Genomic DNA, 19,510 nt, shown 5'->3' with positions numbered 1-19,510 from the left:
GGGGAGATAGCAAATGGCACGAGTAAAACGTGGTGTAATCGCGAGAGCGCGTCACAAAAAAGTCCTGAAGCAGGCGAAAGGTTATTATGGTGCCCGTAGTCGCGTTTATCGCGTAGCGGTCCAGGCAGTAACTAAAGCAGGTCAATACGCATACCGTGACCGTCGCAACAAGAAACGTCAATTCCGTCAATTATGGATTGTTCGTATCAATGCTGCGGCTCGTCAAAACGGTCTGTCTTACAGCCGCTTTATCAATGGTCTGAAAAAAGCATCTATTGAAATCGATCGTAAAATCTTAGCCGATATCGCTGTTCATGATCAAAACGGTTTTGCCGCTTTGGTTGAGAAAGCAAAAGGCGCACTGTAATTATTCAAGACCTTTATTGGTTAGAATAAACAGATTCAGAAGGGAGCCAATTGGCTCCCTTTTTCATTGAAAATTCGCTATTATAGCGCCTTTATTATTTATCTTGTGTTGTTGAGGGATACGATGCAGCTAGAGCAAATTGTTGAGCAGGCTGAATCGGCCATTGCGGCCGCAGATTCACCGACTGCGTTAGACGAAGTCCGCGTCGAGTATATGGGCAAAAAAGGACAGCTTACCGAGCTTTTAAAAGGCTTGGGTAAGCTGGATCCGTCTGAACGTCGGGAAGCCGGACAGAAAATTAACGAAGCCAAACAGCAAGTTCAGACGAGTATCAATGCTCGTAAAGAACTATTGAAAGCGGCTGAGTTAGCACAAAAGCTGGAAGCGGAGCGGATAGACGTTACTCTGCCCGGACGGCATTCAGCAGTAGGTGGTGTGCATCCGGTTACTCAGACTATTCGTCGTATTGAACAGTTTTTCGGTGACTTAGGTTTTAGCGTAAAAGAAGGTCCGGAAGTAGAAGACGGTTTTCATAACTTCGATGCGCTGAATATTCCAGCGAATCATCCGGCTCGAGCTGATCACGATACGTTTTATTTCACTCCCTCAACAATGCTGCGTACACAAACCTCTGGTGTGCAAATTCGTACTATGGAGAATGAAAAACCTCCATTGCGTATCATTTCTCCGGGCCGTGTGTACCGGAACGATTACGATCAGACCCACACGCCAATGTTTCACCAGGTCGAAGGGTTAATGGTTGATACCGATGTCAGCTTTACGCAATTAAAAGGAATTTTAGAAGACTTCCTGAATCACTTTTTCGAAGAGTCGCTGACGGTGCGTTTCAGACCTTCGTACTTCCCGTTTACCGAACCTTCAGCAGAAGTTGATGTAATGGGTAAAGACGGTAAATGGCTAGAAGTTTTAGGTTGCGGCATGGTGCACCCAAACGTATTGAAGGCGGTAGGCATTGATTCGGAAAAGTACACCGGCTTTGCGTTTGGTATGGGCGTTGAGCGTCTTACCATGTTGCGCTACGGCGTGAATGACTTACGTGCGTTCTTCGAGAACGATCTGCGTTTCCTCAAACAATTCAACTAACGGGCAGTAAGCAATGAAATTCAGTGAACAATGGTTAAGGGAATGGGTTAACCCCGACATCAGCAGTCATGAATTGAGTGAGCAGCTCAGCATGGCAGGTCTTGAAGTAGATGCTGTTGAGCCGGTTGCCGATGAATTCCATACTGTCGTCGTTGGTGAAGTGATTGAATGTGGTCCTCACCCGGACGCAGATAAACTACAAATTACCAAAGTTAACGTTGGCGAAAGCGAGCCTGTTGATATTGTTTGTGGTGCGCCGAACTGCCGCCAGGGCATTAAAGTTGCTGTTGCTAAAGTCGGTGCAGTTTTACCCGGCGACTTCAAAATCAAAAAAGCAAAACTGCGTGGTCAGCCATCAAACGGAATGCTGTGTTCGTTTAAAGAGTTAGGTCTGATTGATGAACATGAAGGCATTATCGAGCTACCAACAGATGCTCCGGTAGGCGAAGATTATCGTAAGTACCTGCAGCTTGATGACAACAGTATCGATATTGACTTAACACCTAACCGTGGTGACTGCCTGAGTATTAGAGGTATAGCGCGTGAGGTGGGTGTGTTGAATCGTATGGATGTGTCAGCACCACAAAGCAGTGAAGTGAAAGCGACTATTGATGACGCACTAAGTATTACTTTGTCGGCTGCAGAGCAATGTCCGCGTTATTTAGGCCGGGTTGTTAAGGGTGTGGATTTAACCCGCCCAACGCCGGTCTGGATGACAGAGAAATTAAGACGTAGTGGTATTCGCAGCATTGATCCGGTCGTTGATGTCACTAACTACGTGTTGCTAGAGCTGGGTCACCCAATGCATGCGTTTGACTTAGATGCGTTAGAGGGCGACATAACGGTTCGTTTAGCCCAGCCTAAAGAACAGCTTACTTTGCTTGATGATCAAGAAGTTGAGTTGGATGAGGATACCCTGGTTATTGCCGATGATAACAAAGCATTAGCAATGGCTGGTGTTTACGGTGGTAAGAACAGCGGTGTTACTGAAAACAGCAAGAACATCTTTCTGGAAAGTGCGTTCTTCGCACCGGATGCTATTTTAGGAAAAGCCCGCCGTTATGGTTTGCATACCGACGCTTCGCATCGTTACGAGCGCGGCGTAGACCCCCAGTTGCAGCGCGCTGCTATGGAGAGAGCCACAGAATTATTGTTGGCAATTTGCGGTGGTGAAGCGGGGCCGGTAACCGAAGCGGTGTCAGAAGAGTTTTTACCACAACGCTCGGATATCACACTAAGAATTAGCCGCTTAGCAAAAGTGTTAGGCGTTAGCATTGCTGACGATAGCGTTACCGAAATTTTAGAGCGTTTAGGCTTTGATGTTTCATTTGACGGCCAGCAATGGCAAGTCGGTATTCCTTCATACCGCTTTGACTTGAGTATAGAAGAAGACTTGATTGAAGAAGTTGCCCGTATCTACGGTTACAACTCAATTCAGGCAGCGCCTCCTGCAGCTCAACTGCGCATGACAGAGCGTAAAGAAGGCGAGCTTAGTACTCACAAACTGATTGATGCTATGGTCTGCCGTGGTTATCAGGAAGCAATAACTTACAGCTTTGTTGATCCTAAACACCAGGCGTTAATGTTTGATGAAACTGCAGCACTGACCTTGCCACACCCAATTTCAGTGGATATGTCTTCTATGCGTGTGAGCTTGTGGCCGGGCTTAGTCGGCGCGGTTGCTCATAACCAGAAGCGTCAACAGGCTGTTTTAGCTTTTGTTGAAACGGGATTACGTTTTATCCCCGATGAGTCGGCAGAAAATGGCGTTCGTCAGGAAGCGGTAATCAGCGGTATACGGTCTGGTAAAGCGCATTCAGAGCATTGGTCTGAAGGTGATCGCAGCGTTGACTTTTATGACGTGAAAGGGGATGTCGAAGCCCTGTTAGCTAAAACGGGTAATTCAGCTGAATTTCGGTTTGTTGCGTCGCAAAACCCGGCTTTGCATCCGGGGCAGTCGGCGGCTATTTACCATGGCTCTGAAAAAGTTGGTGACATCGGTGCTTTACATCCGAAGTTTGATAAGGCTCTCGGTCTTAATCAACGCACCTTTGTTTTCGAGTTGTCGTTATCAGCTGTGACTCAACGACCTTTACCGTTGGCAAAGCCCGTCTCTCGCTATCCATCCATTCGCAGGGACCTTGCTGTCGTCGTTGATAAGCATATTGCGGCGGGTGAGCTGATAGCTGCGATGGAAAATGTTGGCGTAAAACAGTTAGTTGACCTAAACTTGTTTGATGTTTATGTCGGCGACGGTGTACCAGAAGGTAAGCAGAGCTTGGCACTGTCTGTGACATTACAAGACAGCGACAAGACGCTTGAAGAAGCCGAGGTCACTGAGCTTATGACGAAATTTATTGAGACATTAAAGAGTGAGTTTAATGCAACATTGAGGGATTAAACTATGGCGCTGACCAAAGCAGAATTGGCGGAAGTACTGTTCGACAAATACGGTATTAGTAAACAAGATGCCAAAGTGTTGGTTGAAGATTTTTTTGAAGAAATCAGAGTTGCTTTGGAAAAAGGGGAGCAAGTGAAGTTGTCAGGTTTTGGCAACTTTGAACTGCGAACCAAAAATCAGCGCCCTGGCCGTAATCCTAAAACGGGTGAAGAAATTCCAATTTCGGCGCGTCGCGTGGTTACTTTTAAACCCGGGCAAAAATTTAAAAGCCGTGTAGAAAACGCAGAGCCTGAAGGTTAACTTCAGGCTCTTTTCGTATTTAGGTACTAAATTTTATTACTTGAATTAGCGAAAGAACAACTGGCTAAAGGGGTTTAATAAACGACTGATGCCAGAAGTAAAATGCAGTGGTGCATCTAATGTTGCCAAAGTTAAGCAATCTTCATCCTGTGTCTCCGGTGTATGCGTTCTGCTTGGATCCAACAAAACAAAGTCACCATCCCGGTATTCACTTTTTTCATCGTTAAAAACGCCATCAATGACCAATGTCGCTTCCTGACCTTTGTGCGTATGTTCAGGCACTTTTGCACCGGGTGCCATATAGATAAGGTTAGTTTGGTTACCGTTATCCAACGTCAAAGGTGCTCTCCAGAGTTTTCCGACCAGCTTAGACCATTCACCAATACGATGGCTATTGTGAGCTAAAGTGCGGGGCAAAGTGAATCGACGACCTTCCAGAGAAAGTATCTCATTTGGCTGACGAGTTTGCTTGTTACATGCTGAAGACGCAAAGATAGCTTCCAGCATTTGATCGCACTGAGACTTGCTCATGGTAGTGCTGGCGACACTAACAAGAGTATCCAGGTTTTCTTCACACAGCTTTTGTTCAATTTCACACACTGTTTGACGACATGCTTTACACATATCGATGTGTGTCCCAACGACAAGCGTCATCGCTGCACTTAAGTCACCTGCAGCGTACTGGTATAAAAGGCCTTCGCCTGGATGTGATTTAATTATCATCGACTATCAACTCTTTCAATTTTTTTAATGCTAGACGAGTACGGGACTTAATTGTCCCTAAAGGCACTCCCAGTGCATCGGATACTTCTTGTTGGGACTTGCCTTCAATATAAATCTTTTCTATAACAACGCGTTGTGCGTCAGGCAGTTGTGCGTAATAAAACGAAATTTCCTGCATTAACACATCATGATCTAACGCATAACCGTCATCGAGACTGTCGTTTTGTTCAGAGAGGATAGGCCATAGTTCATCGGCACTAATATCGTCTTTACGTTTTTTGTTCTTACGGAGTAAGTCAAAACGAATATTACGCGCTATGGTAAATATCCATGTAGAAGGTGAACCACGGTCAGGCTTGAACAAATGCGCTTTATGCCAGACGTTTGTCATGGTTTCCTGGACTAAGTCCATAGCGGTTTGTTCATTACCAAATTGTCTTGTAGCGTAGGATTGCAGTTTTGGTGCAAATTGCCTGAAAAGTTCACTAAAGGCAGCACGACTTCTATTTTCTGCGATCTTTGCCAGCAGTTCCGCTGCTCTATCTGCAGCGTCTGTCTGGGTGGTAGTCATAGACCCCCGAGTCGATGTTCTTTCTGACATCATTTGCATAATTAGACCTGCTACTTTTGTTCACTAGTTCTAACTATTACGGGGTGCTAAAAAAAAAGATCACCCGGATGGCAGAATATTTATTCAATTAACGAATTAAGTCTAGCAGATATTCCTTTGCTTTAAGACAATTTTCGCATCGAATAAGTTCTTGTTTGGTGTAAACATCCAATGGCAGTATTTCCAGCCAACGTGAACAGATCCAGTCCAGATTTTCGTAGCCCAAATCAGGCAGCAACTCAGAAAGTTCAGGGTAAGTTTCAAATGCTTCCTGAAGCCGGGTTTTTAACTTATTTGAGGTTGCATCAAGCGCAAGTTCCGGCCAGTTCTCAAGGTATTCAACTTTGCCGAATCTGAGCTTGTCACTCTCTGACCAGTGTTCATCGATTCGAACCCGGTTTTTTCCTTCAACGGTAATACCTAATAAGCCGTCATCTCTCGGTTCAAAATCAATGATTTTCACTGTGGTTGCATAAGGCAGCAAATAGTCAGCAGATGTCGCGGCATGTTCATTATTGAACATGGCTACAACAAATTCGCTGTCGTTCTGCAGACACTCTTTAACTAACCGAGTATAGCGAGGCTCGAACACTTTTAGTTTCATGCGCCCGCCCGGCATTATATGCGCTGTGAGCGGGAATAGCGGTAACTGCTGATACTGCTGCATATAACCTCATTTGGTTAGCGACTTTGAACATTTAACAAACATTACGTCGGCGCGGGTCTTGTTGGATCTTTTTTATCTTGTAAATGACAAACTATTTTTAGCGATATACCGTAGGTTATCATCAGGAAACGTGAATAAGGATAACATTGTGAAACTAAAGGTTGGTATCAGTTCCTGTTTGATGGGTGACGAAGTCAGGTTTGATGGGGGACATAAAAAATCTTCTTTCTGTGTCGATGAGCTAAGCCGACACATTCAGCTTGTACGTTTTTGTCCGGAGGTTGGAATAGGAATGCCGGTGCCCAGACCAACCATTAGACTTGAACAGCACGATACTGTTCAAGCGGTGGTGCCTAAGACGGGGCAAAATGTAACAAAAGACTTAGCGACTTTTGCTGACAAGGTTCAGGTTAAAGTTGATGAGCTGAGTGGCTATATTCTTTGTGCTAAGTCGCCCAGTTGCGGTATGGAGCGTGTTAAGTTGTATGATCCCGAAACCGGCCATGCGCAAAAAGCGGGAATGGGTATTTTTGCAGCCCGGCTTAAGGAGAATAATCCGGCGTTACCTTTAGAAGAAGACGGGCGGTTGAATGACCCTCACTTGCGCGAAAACTTCGTTATGCGCGTCTATGTTTTTAATCAGTGGAAAGAAGTTAGGAATAACCTATCAAAACATCGGCTTTTGCAGTTTCACCAAAGTTGCAAGTTGCTGTTGCTGGCTCACAACCAGCAGGCTTACCGTGAACTGGGCAAACGTCTGGGCGAGCAGGATGTTATTGACGACGTATTTGCTCAACAATACATTGTCGACGTTATGGACGCTTTAGCTAAGCCGGCGTCGCGTAAAAACCATACCAACGTACTTCAACATATTCAGGGCTATTTTAAATCCGATCTTGAACAGCGACGCAGGGAAGAACTGAGCGACATAATTCTTCAGTATCATGACGGTATTTTACCGCTTATGTCCCCACTCACACTAATACGACATTATCTCAGAGAGTTTCCAAAAGAGTACCTGGAAGGTCAGTGGTACCTGAAACCGTACCCTGAAGATTTAAAATTACGTTATGGGCTATAAAGATGCGTGAAGCAATTTGGTTCCGTAGTGACTTGAGAATGTTAGATAACCCGGCGTTATTTCATGCCTGTAAAAGTGATGACGCGCCGGTTGCTGTATTTTTTGCCTGTTATGAAACTTGGGATAACCATAACTGGGCGCCAATAAAAGTCGATTTTCTTTGGCGTAACCTGAAGAGTCTACAACAAGACTTAGCAGATAACGGAATTGAGCTTGAAGTCAGGTTGGTTCCAAAATTCAGCCAGGTTCCGGGGGCGCTTAGGCAGTTTTGCCGTGAACATGAAGTTAAGCGGGTTCATATTAACGCAGAGTATGCGCTGGATGAAAAACGTCGGGACGCAGCGGTAGAAGCTGTACTCAGCAACGATGATATCGAACTTATAACTTACCATGGAAACTTACTGGTTGCCCCCGGACAAGTCAGGACGCAGCAGGGTGATTATTATAAGAAGTTCACTCCTTTTAGCCGACGTTGGCGACAAGTTATCAGCGAGCTAGGGCAAAATGACCCCTTAAAAATTACCCCCTACACCATGGTAAAGGCCAAAGGGCTTCCGGAGCTTCCTTTTAAAAGTAAGGATTCGTCTGACTGGAGTGCAGGAGAGCAAGAAGCTTTGGGTAAGTTAGGGCAGTTTGTTGGCCATAGTGTATCGCAGTATAAAAGCGCCAGAGACATACCGGCGGAAAGTGGCACCTCAAAACTTTCTGCTTATTTAGCCTTGGGTGTTGTCGGCCCGCAAACCGCGGCGCGTGCGCTGCATCAGTTTTCCCCGGAGTTTCCTTTTGGGTTGCCGTCAGGAGCAGATACCTGGCTTACTGAGTTAGCCTGGCGCGAATTTTATCAGCATCTTATGTATTTTGTGCCACGCTTATCTAAGGGTGAAAGTTTTCAGGCTGAAACCGATAGTATTCAATGGTTAGACGACAGTGACGCCTTTCAACGTTGGTGTGAGGGTCGTACAGGATACCCAATTGTTGACGCCGGAATGCGTCAATTGACATCAACTGGATGGATGCACAACCGCTTAAGGATGATTACAGCTAATTTTCTGGTAAAAGATCTACTAGTGGACTGGCGAAAAGGCGAAGCTTTTTTTATGCAGCATTTGATTGACGGAAGTTTTCCGGCAAACAATGGCGGCTGGCAATGGAGCGCTTCGGTTGGTACCGATGCAGTTCCGTATTTTAGAGTTTTCAATCCTGTTAAACAAAGTGAGAAGTTTGATCCTGAAGGGGAATACATTCGTAAATGGGTACACGAGCTTAAGGAAGTACCAACAAAGTATATTCACTGGCCTCATAGTTGGCTTCAGCAACAAAGCAGTAATAACTATTGCGAACCCGTAGTTGAGCATAAGTTTGCTCGAGAGCGATTCTTAACAACGTTTAAGCAGGTGAAAAATGGATAACAGTGAATTAGTTGAAAAGTTAAAAGACTTTTACGACGAGCTAAAAACCGAAAACCTCGACGACTTAGATGATCTCTATCACGAGGAAATTTCCTTTACTGATCCTATTCAGCATGTGGTTGGGCTAGAGGATTTTCGTAAGTATTTAAAGCACACAATGGAGAATGTGGAATATTGCCACTTCGCATTTGATGATGAGTGTGTTGGTGAGGGGCAAGCTTTTCTGGCCTGGCAAATGCGTTATGCGCACCCTAAATTAGCTAACGGTATGGAAATTATTCTGCCGGGGGTTTCTTACCTGACTTTTGAAGATGGCAAAATTAGAGAGCAACGAGATTATTATGACCTCGGCGCCATGCTATACGAGCACGTGCCTCTGGTCGGTTATGTTATTGATAAAATTAAACAGAGGCTGACAGACGAATGAAAGTCTTAATTACGGGTGCTTCCTCAGGTATTGGCCGGCAGCTTGCGCTGGACTATGCAGCCGACGGGAACATGGTTGTCGTTTGCGGCCGCAATAACGAGGCTCTTAGTGAGTTGCAGAAGCAATACCCTGAACAAATATCGTGTGCCGTTTTTGATATTACCAATAAAGAGTCTGCCAAGGCTTCGCTAAAAGAAGTCGAAAACATTGATGTCGCCATATTATGCGCGGGTGTCTGCGAGTACCTGAATGTTGCAGAGTTTGATGCGGACATGTTTGAGCGCGTATTTAAAGTTAATGTTTTTGGCACCATGAATTGTGTAGAAGCCTTGTTGCCACAGTTTAACGATTCAGCACATCTGGTTATTGTCGACAGCCTGGCTCGTCTTCTGCCTTTCACCAAAGCTCAGGCATACGGTGGCTCTAAAGCAGCGATGCATTATATTGCCAGAAGCCTGGAAGTGGATTTAAAGCCGAAAGGGATTAAGGTTCAGACAGTGTCCCCAGGCTTTGTTAAAACACCAATGACAGATGCCAATGATTTTGAAATGCCGATGCGCGTTGATGTTGAGTTTGCGTCTCAGGCAATCATTAAAGGAATTAAAAAGGGTAAGCGGGATATCGCATTCCCGTGGCTCTTCAGCAGCCTTTTGAAATTCATGTCAATTTTACCCGAAAGCATTCAAGTTAAATTATCAGAACAAATGGCAAGGAAGCAGCAGTAATGAAGATAGCCGTTATAGGAAGTGGTATTGCGGGTTTAACAAGCGCTTATTATTTGAGTAAAGAGCATCAGGTGAGCGTTTATGAGAAGAATGATTACATTGGTGGCCATACCTGTACTCGTGATATAAAAATTAACGGTAATATGTTTGCTGTTGATACCGGATTTATCGTTTTTAATGATAAAACTTATCCAAGGTTCAAACGCTTACTAAGCGAACTAAAGGTCGTGTGGCGGGATACTGAAATGAGCTTTAGTGTGCGCGACCCGAAATCAGGGTTGGAGTTTAACGGCCATAATTTGAATACCTTGTTCGCGCAGCGAAAAAACTTGTTCAGCTTGTCATTTTATCGACTTCTAAAGGGCATTCTTAAGTTCAACGAGGCGGCCAAAAAGGCATTAGAAGGCGACGTCAATGATCTTGATAATGTTACCTTATCGGAGTTTCTGACCGAACATGATATTCCGGCGCCTGTTTCTGAATACTATTTGCTGCCGATGGTTTCAGCCATTTGGTCGGCAAGCCTTGCAGATGCTAAAGATTTTCCCCTCGGGTTTTTCCTGCGCTTTTTTAATAATCACGGTTTGCTCAATGTCAGTGACCGGCCTCAATGGCATACCCTGGTGGGCGGCTCTCATGCCTATATACCAAGGCTGACAGAACCTTTTAAGGAAAGCATTCACTTAAACAGTGAGATCGTGACAGTAAAGCGGCAGAAAGAACAGGTTGTTTTAGTATTCAGTAGCGGGGAAGAAGAGTTTTTTGATGAAGTGATATTTGCCTGTCACAGTGATCAGGCTTTGTCTTTGCTGCATGATGCAACAGAATCAGAGAAAGACATTCTGGGGGCTATTGAGTATTGTCCAAATGATGTCGTTCTTCATACCGATGAAAAATTACTACCGAAGAACCGGCGTGCCTGGGCGAGCTGGAACTACCTTCTGCGTGAAGAAGCAGCAGCAATGCAACCGAGCTCTGTTACTTACAATATGAATATTCTGCAGGGGTTGCAGTGTGATAAGACGGTTTGTGTCACATTAAACAATACTGCGGCCATTGATCCAGAAAAAATAATTGAGGAATTCACTTATGATCACCCTCAATATTCGGTGGCATCTTTAAAAGCAAGAGCTAAGCGTGATCTTATTTGTGGTAAAAATAACACCCATTTTGCCGGGGCTTATTGGTATAACGGATTCCATGAGGATGGTGTCAGAAGTGCTATCGATGTTGTTAACAGGCTAAATGCCGCGGCAATTGAAAACTCATGAACAGCGTAATTTATTGGGGCGATGTTTTTCACGTAAGGCATCGGCCTAAGCACCACGCATTTAACTATAAGTTTCAGCAGTGGTGCATCGATTTATCCGAGCTCGAAGACGTCCATCGTTTAAGTCGCTGGATGTCATGTAAAGGTTTTGCCCCTTTGTGGTTTCGTCGAAAAGATTACCTGAAAGATGAAGAGGGCAGCCTGCATCAGGCGGCGTTGAAGAAAATGTCCTCCCTCGCTGGAAAAACGTTAACCGGTGATGTTTTTTTTGTGGGTAATATACGAACTTTTGGCATTTTTTTTAGCCCGGTAAACTTTTACTTTCTTCAGCAGGAAACCGGTGAATTTACTTATATGCTGGCTGAAGTTAGTAATACTCCATGGCTGCAACGCCATTATTATTTAGTTGATTTATCGGAAGACTCGCCTAAAACAACGAAACAGTTTCATGTCTCACCTTTTAACCCAATGGATATGACTTACCATTGGGAGATTACCCCGCCTAATGAGAGCTTAAAAATCATTTTAAGTGCTCACCAGGAAAACAAAGATTTTGTTGCCGGAATGAAATTAAATCGGCAACCGCTAAACCGTAGTGCGATTTACCGCGTATTAAGAACAACACCTTTCATGGCCATAAAAATTATTGGTGGCATTTATTGGCAGGCGTTAAAACTTTTTATCAAGCGGGTTCCATTTTACGGAAACCCTGGTAGTTAAATAATCAGAAGGCAAGTTTGTATGTCCAGTGGTGAAACGACTATGGTGGCGCCTATCCAATACGGCGTGTGGGATAAATTATTCCGAACTATCGCATTTAAATTATTAGCGCATTTGGAATATGGCCAGCTAACGATAAAAGAAAAAGGCACGTTCATTGATACCTTTGGTCACGCCGATAAAGAGCTTAGCGCTGAAATTGATGTTAAGGACTCTTCTTTTTATCGTCGCCTGGTAACCGGGGGAAGTATTGGTGCAGCCGAACTTTATATCGATAAGCACTGGGATACTCCCGATTTAACCGCTGTTATCCGGGTTTTTGCACGCAATTTGCCGGCGCTGGATAAACTGGAAACTCGTCTGGCTTGGTTAACTTTTCCGTTTAATAAATACCAGCATTGGAGTAACCGGAATCATAAAGGCCAGGCTAAAAAGAATATTTCAGCTCACTATGACTTGGGTAACGAGCTCTATACTCGCTTTCTAGACGAAGCGATGCAGTATTCAAGTGCATTGTTCCTGGATGCAGCTGATTCTTTAGAGCAGGCTCAATGTAATAAAATGAAGCGCTTATGCGACTCTTTGGCATTAAAACCTGACGATCATTTATTGGAAATAGGTACCGGCTGGGGTGGCCTGGCAGTTTACGCTGCGAAACATTATGGCTGCCGGGTTACTACAACTACTATATCAGAAGAGCAGTTTCAGTACGCTAAAGAGCAAGTTGAGGCCGCCGGTCTCTCCGATAAAATTGAATTGCTCAAACGAGATTACCGGGACCTGGAAGGGCAGTATGACAAGTTGGTTTCCGTTGAAATGATAGAAGCCGTTGGCAAAGAGTATTTGCCAACCTTCTTCCGTACCTGCAACAAGCTTTTAAAAGAAGACGGAAAAATGTCATTGCAGGCTATAACTATTGCTGATCAGCGTGCGGCATCGTACGCGCGCTCCGTCGATTTTATCCAAAAGCACATCTTTCCAGGAGGCTTTTTGCCTTCGTTAAGCCAGATGACTCAGCTATTTACGCGTTATACCGACTTAGTTGTTCGTGATGTACATGACTTTGGTCTAAGTTACGCAAAAACACTAAGGCAATGGGAAGAACGTTTTAACAGCCGCCAGAAGGAACTGGAAGAACTTGGCTACGATGAGCGGTTCTCGCGGTTATGGAATTATTATTTTAGCTATTGTGAAGGTGGCTTTCTTGAACAGCGAGTTTCTGTTGTTCAGGTTACGGCCAGCAAAGCGCAGGCTTACTAATGACTTCTATTCAGCACAAAATAGTCAGCTTCGTTTTATTTAACGCGTTGTGGTTTAGCGCTGTGGCGGGTCGTGACAGTTATATCATTCTTAGCGGTGTTCTGTTGGCATTGCAGTTTGTTTATAGCGTTGGGGTTGTCAAAGTCAGCTGGACTTTAATTCTGCGCTTATTCGCAGTTGGACTGTTACTGGAGGCCATAAGCATAAGCCTGGGGGTGATTGACTTTGCCGGCGGTTACTTCCCTTTATGGTTAGCTATGCTGTGGCTTGGCTTTTCTTCCATGGCGCCGGTTGCTCTGGACTGGCTGGTTCCTAAGCCTATTTTTGCTGTCCTGGTTGGTGCTGTATCCGGGCCTGTCACTTATGTAGCAGGTGTTAAACTGAACGCCGCCACAATTGATTCAATGCCGCTGGTCATTGCCTGTTATGCGGTCATATGGGGATTAATGATGGCCTACTTTGTTTTCTCCATGTCACCCAAAAAAGAGTCGGGAGAGTGAAGTTATGAGGTTTACATTATTTGGTTTATTGGCGCTTTTCAGCGTCAACCTTTTCGCCGCCGAATGCTCGCAGTCGGTGCCTGGTAACTTCAGTAAGGTTGGAGAAACCCGGTTAAGTGTTTATTTCTGGGATGTTTACGATGCGACCTTGTTCAGCCCGTCAGGGAATTATGAAAAGAATGAGCGTCAAGCGCTGTTATTAGAGTACCTGCGCGATATTAAAGCGAAAGATTTAATAGAGACGACAGAAGAAGAATGGCAGAAGCTGGAGCTTGACCGTGAAAAGCACAAAGACTGGTTAGCGCAATTAGATTCAATTTGGCCGAATATAGAAGAAGGAGACTGCCTCTTACTGGTTGAAGATGAAGAGGGATCGGCCGAGTTTTATCAAGGCGAAAAACTCCTGGGAACCATTAAAGACAAAGAGTTCACAGAACAGTTTTTAGCCATTTGGTTATCTGAAAACAGCCGTTTTCGTTCGGAAAGAAACGAATTGATTGGAGAGAAATAGTATGCAGTTATTTAAAGTGATAGCGGTAACCGTTCTGCTTTTTTTAGTGTCCGCTTGCTCTACCGGAATTGATGCTTACAAGAGTGAAAAGCCAGAATTAAAACTGGAAGAGTTTTTTAATGGTGAGCTTGTAGCTTATGGCATGGTTCAGGACTATAGCGGCGAAGTTATTCAGCGTTTTGAAGTGACTATGACCGGCACCTGGCAGGGTAATGAAGGTGTTCTTGATGAACATTTTACCTATGCCGATGGTCGTGAAGAGCGCCGCGTCTGGCGTATAACAAAAACAGGGCCTAACAGTTACGAAGGGCGCGCAGATGATGTAAAAGGCGTAGCCAGAGGGACGACTGCGGGTAATGTATTAAACTGGGGCTATCAGCTAGAAGTAGAGGTTGATGGTGAACCCATGGTTTTGACACTGGATGACTGGCTTTATCTGATTGATGAAGACAATATGATCAATCGAACGGATATGTCCAAGTGGGGCTTCCCGGTAGGAGAGATCACGCTCTATATTGGTAAGAAATAAATATCAAGAATCTCTGTCAGCGACCGATAATAGGAGTATAATCCAGAGTATTGGTCAAGCCTTAAAAGGTTTAGGGAAGCTGCAGTGGCAATAAATTATCCGACATTTTCTTACAACAACCCCCGCATACAAGGGCAGACGGTTTTTATTAAGCGTGGTCCGCATCAGGGGAAGTTAGGGATAGTCGTAAAAACATTGGATAACGAACGGTTTCTTGTTTCTCAGGCCGAGTTTGGCTCTGAGCAGGTAATCTTTAAACGCAGTGACTTTTTAGTGCATCGTTATCGTAAAATCAAGGTACCTATTGACCGCGTAGCGGGTAAGAACCCCGATGTTTTGTAAGCAAAAAAGATAAACAAAAAAGCGACCTTAGGGTCGCTTTTTGCTTTACGGGTTAGGATTTACGCTGTACCACGAGGCAAGCGGCAATCACTTCCTTTATTTTCCAACTTTTGCTTCCATAACTCTTTTGCGGTTAAGCCGCCAGAACTGGATTTTTTAGCCGGTGACTGCTTCGCTGTCGATTTTTTAGCGGCAGGCTTTTTCTCAGCTTTTTTCTTAGGCTCAGCTTTTTTCGCAGCCGGTTTCTTGGCTTCCGTCTTTTTGGGTTCAGACTTTTTAGCTTCAGATTTTTTAGGCGCTGACTTTTTCTCTTTACCCAGAGCTTTAGCTTCATCTGCTAATTGTGCCAGGCGCACATTTTTGCCACCATCAACGCTGTACCAGCCGTTGCTGCTTTCAATTTTAGGCTTTTTACCGTGAGCCTTTTGATAAGCTTCGGTATATTCAGCGAGTACCTTTTCTTTATCCAGTTTGCTCATTCAATTGTTCCTTTATTCAAGGTTTGTTTTAAAAGGTTTGTATAAAAATACTTCACCCTTCGTTTATACCGTTTTTTCGGATTATTGTCTAATTTCGGGTAAACTTAAGCCTATTTGCACAGTGAATTTGGTTTTTAATTATGTCGATTACAAGAAACGAGTTACAAAACTACCTTAATACTCTATTAAACAGTAACCAAATTAAGGACTACTGCCCGAATGGTTTACAGGTCGAAGGCAAGGCTGAAATAAGCAAAGTTATTACCGGGGTTACGGCATGCCAGGCCTTGGTTGATAGAGCCGTTTCTGAAGGCGCCGACGCAATACTTGTTCATCATGGCTACTTTTGGAAGGGTGAGCCTGCCGAGGTCACAGGTATGAAGAAACGCCGGTTACAACAGTTGTTGAACAATGACATCAACCTGTTTGCTTATCACTTGCCTCTGGATGTTCACCCTGAGCTTGGCAATAACGCCCAACTGGCAAAATTAATGGGTTGGCATTTCGATGGTGCGGTCGACTCTTCTGATCCCGCATGCCCTCTGGTCACAGGCCGTTTAGAACAACCTATGCTCGATGATGAGTTGGCAGCCCATTTGGAGGAGAAGTTAAAACGGCAGCTGGTTTGCCGTGTCACTGGGGGGCATAAAATTGAAAAAGTCGCCTGGTGTACCGGCGGTGGGCAAGGATTTATTGATAGAGCTGCCCAACTGGGTGTTGATGCCTTTATTACAGGTGAGGTTTCAGAACCGACCATTCATAGTGCCCGTGAACAGAATGTTGCCTTCTTTGCGGCCGGGCACCACGCTACTGAGCGTTACGGTGTTAAAGCGCTGGGGGAGCATTTAGCTGAACATTTCAAACTTGGGGTTAAGTTCATTGATATCGATAGTCCGGCTTAAGAGAAGCGCTAAATGAACAGAAAGAAGCAAGAAAGAGGGGACTTTAGCGGTATCAGCCAAAAATTCTCTAAATCAATCTACGACACCACAAAAGGCCAGTTAAGAGTTGAGGTGCTTAAACGCGATTTAGCCTCTCTACTGGCGAGTGAGCCATGCTCTGTGCTGGATGTTGGTGCCGGTTTAGGTCAGGTAAACCAATGGTTCCAGGAAAAAGGCTTTACCGTTGTGCACTCTGACCTGTCAACGGACATGGTTGAAGACGCTTCCCGAAGACATAAAGCCGCAGGGTTGGGAGGTCAGTGTCAGTATATTACGGCCAGTTTAAACGATTTGGTTAATCAGCAACCTGTCGTTCAATACGATATTGTCCTTTGTCACGCGGTGCTGGAATGGCTGCCGGACACTGAGGTTGCTATTGAGCAACTGGCGTCATTATTGAAGCCCGGTGGCAGGCTTTCGCTCATGTTTTATAATCATCACGCTCAACTATTTGCTAATGCCGTTTATGGAAATTTTGATTACATAGAACGGGGATTAAAAGTTAAGAAGACCGTTCGTTTAAGCCCCCAAAACCCCGTTGTGCCAGAAAAAGTGGATGACTACCTGCAAGATAACAAACTAAAAGTCAGGCAGAAAACGGGGGTTAGATGCTTTCACGATTACTTACGAAACTTAGACGATCAACAACGGTTTGATGAGTTACTGTCACTTGAGATGAAATACAACCAAACATCCCCTTATCGCGAGTTGGGACGTTACCAGCATTGGCTTATCGAAAAGCCAAACTTTCAGGAGGAGTGAGTATGGGAAAGCAGTGCGCATTTATTGGCTTAGGTGTTATGGGCTACCCTATGGCGGGACATTTACAAAATGCCGGGCACAGCGTTAGCGTATTTAACCGCACCACAGCTAAAGCTGAAAAATGGTCAAAGGAATTCTCGGGGAACTACGGAAAAACGCCAGCAGAGGCCGTTAAAAACGCCGATTTTGTCATGGTTTGTGTGGGAAATGACGACGATGTTCGCAGTGTTTTTTATGGTGACGACGGTCTGCTCTCAAAACTAAAACCCGGTGCAGTGGTTATTGACCATACAACGGCTTCTGCAGAATTGGCTCGGGAGTTAGAGCTGGCGGTAAAAGAAAAAGAGGGGAGCTTTCTTGATGCACCGGTTTCCGGCGGGCAAGCTGGTGCTGAAAATGGCGTTTTAACGGCAATGGTCGGCGGCAGTGATAAAACGTTTGCTGCCGCAGATGAGTTATTCCAATGCTATGCAAAAACTCGCCAGTTAATGGGGCCTGTTGGTAGTGGCCAGCTGGCAAAAATGGTTAATCAAATTTGTATTGCCGGTGTACTGCAAGGGTTATCGGAAGGTCTTCAACTAGCACGTAAGGTTGGGCTTGATCCGGATAAGCTTATTGCCGCCATTAGCAAGGGTGCCGCAGGTTCGTGGCAAATGGAAAACCGCTACAAAACTATGTGGGATAACCATTATGAGCATGGTTTCGCAGTGGACTGGATGCGCAAAGACTTGAAAATTGCGCTGGCTGAAGCGGATCGGCAGGGCGTTTCTTTGCCTGCGACAGCACTAATTGACCAGTTCTATGCAGATGTTCAAAAAATGGGGGGTAACCGTTGGGATACTTCAAGCCTTTTGGCTCGCCTGGAAAAGTAGTGATATTACTTTAGGAAGAAAAAAAGGAGGCAAATGCCTCCTTTTTATTTGGTTAAGTTTTAAAACTTAACGGAAGCCTTTACGGCGTAATGCGTTTGTACTGAAGTCATCACGGCTTGGAGAAATATCCCATTCCATGTAAGTACTTTCTTCATTACCCAGACCAAGCGAGATGTAGCGACCTGAGTCCAGATCATACAGTGCTTCTGCGGCCATCCATGGTACGTCCTGGTTGTAGAACTGAGTATTCAGAGCTTCACCAACGCGCCATAGTTCACCACGTCCGTCATAGTGATCAACCAAAGAGGCTGTCCAGCTATCTTCGTCCAGGTACATAGTACGCTTGGAGTAGATATGGCGTTCGCCATCTTTAAGGGTACCTTCAACAACCCAAACACGGTGTTTTTCGTAACGAATTAAGTCCTGATTCATATGACCGGCTTTGATAATGTCGTCATAATCCAGCTCAGGATTCATAATTTCGTAGTTGTTGTAAGGAATATAAACTTCTTTTTTCCCTTTTAGTTCCCAGTTGTACTTGTCCGGAGCACCATTGTACATATCCAGGTTGTCTGAAGTACGAAGACCATCAGCTGCTGTACCTGGTCCATCATAGGCTACGTTAGGCGCACGGCGGACGCGACGTTGACCGGCGTTATAAATCCAGGCACGACGACCTTCTTTTACCTGGTTAATGGTTTCATGTACCAGAAGTACAGTACCGGTTAAACGAGAAGGAGCTTCAACTTCCTGCATAAAGTAAAACAGAACGTTGTCATCAGCTTCCTGACGTCCGGTTTCAAGGTACTCTGGGAACACCAGTGTCTCTTTTAACTCGACCGTCGTGTAATTACCGTTTGATAATACCGGGAACTGTGCAATGTTACGTGTTACTGCGCCACCACGGTAGCGTGTAATATGGTTCCATACTGCTTCTAAGCCATTTTCCGGAATAGGAAACGGAATGGTTGTATCGAAGTTCTCGACACCGTTACCACCGGCAACCATTTCTGCATTTTCTGCATTTGATTTGATTTTCGGCCACAGTTCGTCCGGATAAGTTGCTGTACGACGAGTTGGATAAACGTTCATCTTATAGTCTGAGTACTTCTCAAACATTGCGATTTGACCTTCGCTAAGATGTTCTTTGTGCTCATCGAGATTGTCGTGGGTGATGGTAAATAACGGTTTATCATCGGCAAATGGGTTATTACCGCGAACAACATCGACCGACTTATCAGAGTAACCACCATCCCAGGCAGGGATAGATCCATCAGCGTTAGCTGCTTTCTCAGCACCGATAGGGGTTAAATCCTGACCGAGCCGAGCGGCTTCTTCTGGTGATACTTTAGCCGCAACGCTCGCGGAAATCACCGACATGGCGAATACGCCAGCTTTTAGCATCAGTTTATTCATTATAATTTTCCTTGTTGTTCTACTTTCCAACATCACTTTGCCAGAGGACTGACCTCTCAAGCAATACTTTAACGAAAAAAAGCACGAATTTAAC

At 44.9% G+C, this 19,510-nt stretch carries 23 protein-coding genes; 18 read left to right on the top strand and 5 right to left on the bottom strand.

Going from position 1 to position 19,510, the window contains the following annotated elements; all coding sequences use genetic code 11:
* The first annotated feature begins 13 nt into the window (after positions 1-13).
* The 4 genes from rplT to VBY75_RS03185 all read left to right on the top strand — a co-directional run bounded on the left by rplT (position 14) and on the right by VBY75_RS03185 (position 4,172).
* The gene (rplT, locus tag VBY75_RS03200) at positions 14-367 is read left to right on the top strand and encodes a 50S ribosomal protein L20 (protein ID WP_011234642.1); all 354 of its coding nucleotides are present in this window, start codon (positions 14-16) and stop codon (positions 365-367) included.
* Between the two features lie 123 nt (positions 368-490).
* Positions 491-1,471, top strand: coding sequence for a phenylalanine--tRNA ligase subunit alpha (pheS, locus tag VBY75_RS03195; protein WP_011234641.1), 981 nt, complete (start codon positions 491-493; stop codon positions 1,469-1,471).
* Positions 1,472-1,484: 13 nt separating this feature from the next.
* On the top strand, positions 1,485-3,872 hold the full coding sequence (gene pheT / locus VBY75_RS03190) for a phenylalanine--tRNA ligase subunit beta (protein ID WP_416510997.1): 2,388 nt from the start codon (positions 1,485-1,487) through the stop codon (positions 3,870-3,872).
* Between the two features lie 3 nt (positions 3,873-3,875).
* Positions 3,876-4,172: an integration host factor subunit alpha gene (locus VBY75_RS03185; RefSeq protein WP_054487565.1), complete on the top strand. Its 297-nt coding sequence runs from the start codon at positions 3,876-3,878 to the stop codon at positions 4,170-4,172.
* A gap of 45 nt (positions 4,173-4,217) precedes the next feature.
* Here the strand turns inward: VBY75_RS03185 and VBY75_RS03180 are convergent, their stop codons facing one another.
* The 3 genes from VBY75_RS03180 to VBY75_RS03170 form a co-directional block, all read right to left on the bottom strand.
* Complete coding sequence (locus tag VBY75_RS03180; protein WP_054487567.1) at positions 4,218-4,895, bottom strand: ChrR family anti-sigma-E factor; 678 nt, start codon at positions 4,893-4,895, stop codon at positions 4,218-4,220.
* A complete protein-coding gene (locus VBY75_RS03175) occupies positions 4,885-5,505 on the bottom strand; it encodes a sigma-70 family RNA polymerase sigma factor (protein ID WP_054487569.1) in 621 nt (206 codons plus the stop codon). Before VBY75_RS03175 ends, VBY75_RS03180 begins: the two co-directional genes overlap by 11 nt.
* An 88-nt stretch (positions 5,506-5,593) precedes the next feature.
* Positions 5,594-6,172: an LON peptidase substrate-binding domain-containing protein gene (locus tag VBY75_RS03170; protein ID WP_416510993.1), complete on the bottom strand. Its 579-nt coding sequence runs from the start codon at positions 6,170-6,172 to the stop codon at positions 5,594-5,596.
* 145 nt (positions 6,173-6,317) lie between these two features.
* Between VBY75_RS03170 and VBY75_RS03165 the strand changes: the two genes are divergently transcribed.
* The 11 genes from VBY75_RS03165 to VBY75_RS03115 all read left to right on the top strand — a co-directional run bounded on the left by VBY75_RS03165 (position 6,318) and on the right by VBY75_RS03115 (position 14,946).
* Complete coding sequence (locus VBY75_RS03165) at positions 6,318-7,253, top strand: YbgA family protein (RefSeq protein WP_199494705.1); 936 nt, start codon at positions 6,318-6,320, stop codon at positions 7,251-7,253.
* 2 nt (positions 7,254-7,255) lie between these two features.
* Positions 7,256-8,662, top strand: coding sequence for a deoxyribodipyrimidine photo-lyase (gene phrB, locus VBY75_RS03160; protein WP_273024072.1), 1,407 nt, complete (start codon positions 7,256-7,258; stop codon positions 8,660-8,662).
* Entirely contained in the window at positions 8,655-9,089 is a 435-nt protein-coding gene (locus VBY75_RS03155; protein WP_054487575.1) for a nuclear transport factor 2 family protein, read from the top strand. Before phrB ends, VBY75_RS03155 begins: the two co-directional genes overlap by 8 nt.
* Positions 9,086-9,814, top strand: a complete 729-nt coding sequence (locus tag VBY75_RS03150; RefSeq protein ID WP_278354962.1) for an SDR family NAD(P)-dependent oxidoreductase — start codon at positions 9,086-9,088, stop codon at positions 9,812-9,814. The genes VBY75_RS03155 and VBY75_RS03150 overlap by 4 nt, the downstream gene beginning before the upstream one ends.
* Complete coding sequence (locus tag VBY75_RS03145; protein WP_416510990.1) at positions 9,814-11,085, top strand: NAD(P)/FAD-dependent oxidoreductase; 1,272 nt, start codon at positions 9,814-9,816, stop codon at positions 11,083-11,085. Before VBY75_RS03150 ends, VBY75_RS03145 begins: the two co-directional genes overlap by 1 nt.
* Positions 11,082-11,804 carry a DUF1365 domain-containing protein gene (locus VBY75_RS03140; protein WP_416510988.1) on the top strand — a complete coding sequence of 241 codons (723 nt, stop codon included), beginning with the start codon at positions 11,082-11,084 and terminating at the stop codon, positions 11,802-11,804. Before VBY75_RS03145 ends, VBY75_RS03140 begins: the two co-directional genes overlap by 4 nt.
* A gap of 21 nt (positions 11,805-11,825) precedes the next feature.
* The gene (locus tag VBY75_RS03135) at positions 11,826-13,064 is read left to right on the top strand and encodes a class I SAM-dependent methyltransferase (RefSeq protein WP_416510986.1); all 1,239 of its coding nucleotides are present in this window, start codon (positions 11,826-11,828) and stop codon (positions 13,062-13,064) included.
* A complete protein-coding gene (locus VBY75_RS03130; protein ID WP_416510984.1) occupies positions 13,064-13,564 on the top strand; it encodes a DUF2878 domain-containing protein in 501 nt (166 codons plus the stop codon). The genes VBY75_RS03135 and VBY75_RS03130 overlap by 1 nt, the downstream gene beginning before the upstream one ends.
* A 4-nt stretch (positions 13,565-13,568) precedes the next feature.
* A complete protein-coding gene (locus VBY75_RS03125; RefSeq protein WP_054487586.1) occupies positions 13,569-14,075 on the top strand; it encodes a chalcone isomerase family protein in 507 nt (168 codons plus the stop codon).
* Between the two features lies 1 nt (position 14,076).
* Positions 14,077-14,604: a DUF3833 domain-containing protein gene (locus VBY75_RS03120; protein ID WP_054487588.1), complete on the top strand. Its 528-nt coding sequence runs from the start codon at positions 14,077-14,079 to the stop codon at positions 14,602-14,604.
* Positions 14,605-14,688: 84 nt separating this feature from the next.
* A complete protein-coding gene (locus VBY75_RS03115; RefSeq protein ID WP_054487590.1) occupies positions 14,689-14,946 on the top strand; it encodes a DUF3912 family protein in 258 nt (85 codons plus the stop codon).
* Between the two features lie 59 nt (positions 14,947-15,005).
* Here the strand turns inward: VBY75_RS03115 and VBY75_RS03110 are convergent, their stop codons facing one another.
* A complete protein-coding gene (locus VBY75_RS03110) occupies positions 15,006-15,425 on the bottom strand; it encodes a hypothetical protein (RefSeq protein ID WP_416510981.1) in 420 nt (139 codons plus the stop codon).
* A gap of 140 nt (positions 15,426-15,565) precedes the next feature.
* On the opposite strand from VBY75_RS03110, the gene VBY75_RS03105 reads away from it, so the two are divergent.
* Genes VBY75_RS03105 through VBY75_RS03095 form a run of 3 tightly spaced genes read left to right on the top strand, consistent with a single transcriptional unit; the run spans position 15,566 to position 18,000 of the window.
* Positions 15,566-16,327, top strand: a complete 762-nt coding sequence (locus VBY75_RS03105; protein ID WP_327077519.1) for a Nif3-like dinuclear metal center hexameric protein — start codon at positions 15,566-15,568, stop codon at positions 16,325-16,327.
* 12 nt (positions 16,328-16,339) lie between these two features.
* The gene (locus tag VBY75_RS03100) at positions 16,340-17,128 is read left to right on the top strand and encodes a methyltransferase domain-containing protein (RefSeq protein ID WP_054487595.1); all 789 of its coding nucleotides are present in this window, start codon (positions 16,340-16,342) and stop codon (positions 17,126-17,128) included.
* Positions 17,129-17,130: 2 nt separating this feature from the next.
* Positions 17,131-18,000, top strand: coding sequence for an NAD(P)-dependent oxidoreductase (locus tag VBY75_RS03095; RefSeq protein ID WP_054487597.1), 870 nt, complete (start codon positions 17,131-17,133; stop codon positions 17,998-18,000).
* A 66-nt stretch (positions 18,001-18,066) separates the two neighbouring features.
* Here VBY75_RS03095 and VBY75_RS03090 read toward each other — a convergent pair whose 3' ends face one another.
* Positions 18,067-19,416, bottom strand: a complete 1,350-nt coding sequence (locus VBY75_RS03090) for a DUF1329 domain-containing protein (protein WP_199495201.1) — start codon at positions 19,414-19,416, stop codon at positions 18,067-18,069.
* Positions 19,417-19,510 lie beyond the last annotated feature (94 nt).

The organism is Idiomarina sp. HB, assembly GCF_048059115.1.
Taxonomy (GTDB): domain Bacteria; phylum Pseudomonadota; class Gammaproteobacteria; order Enterobacterales; family Alteromonadaceae; genus Idiomarina; species Idiomarina abyssalis.
Note: the sequence above shows the minus strand (reverse complement) of the source record. Positions and strands in the feature narration are given on the sequence as shown.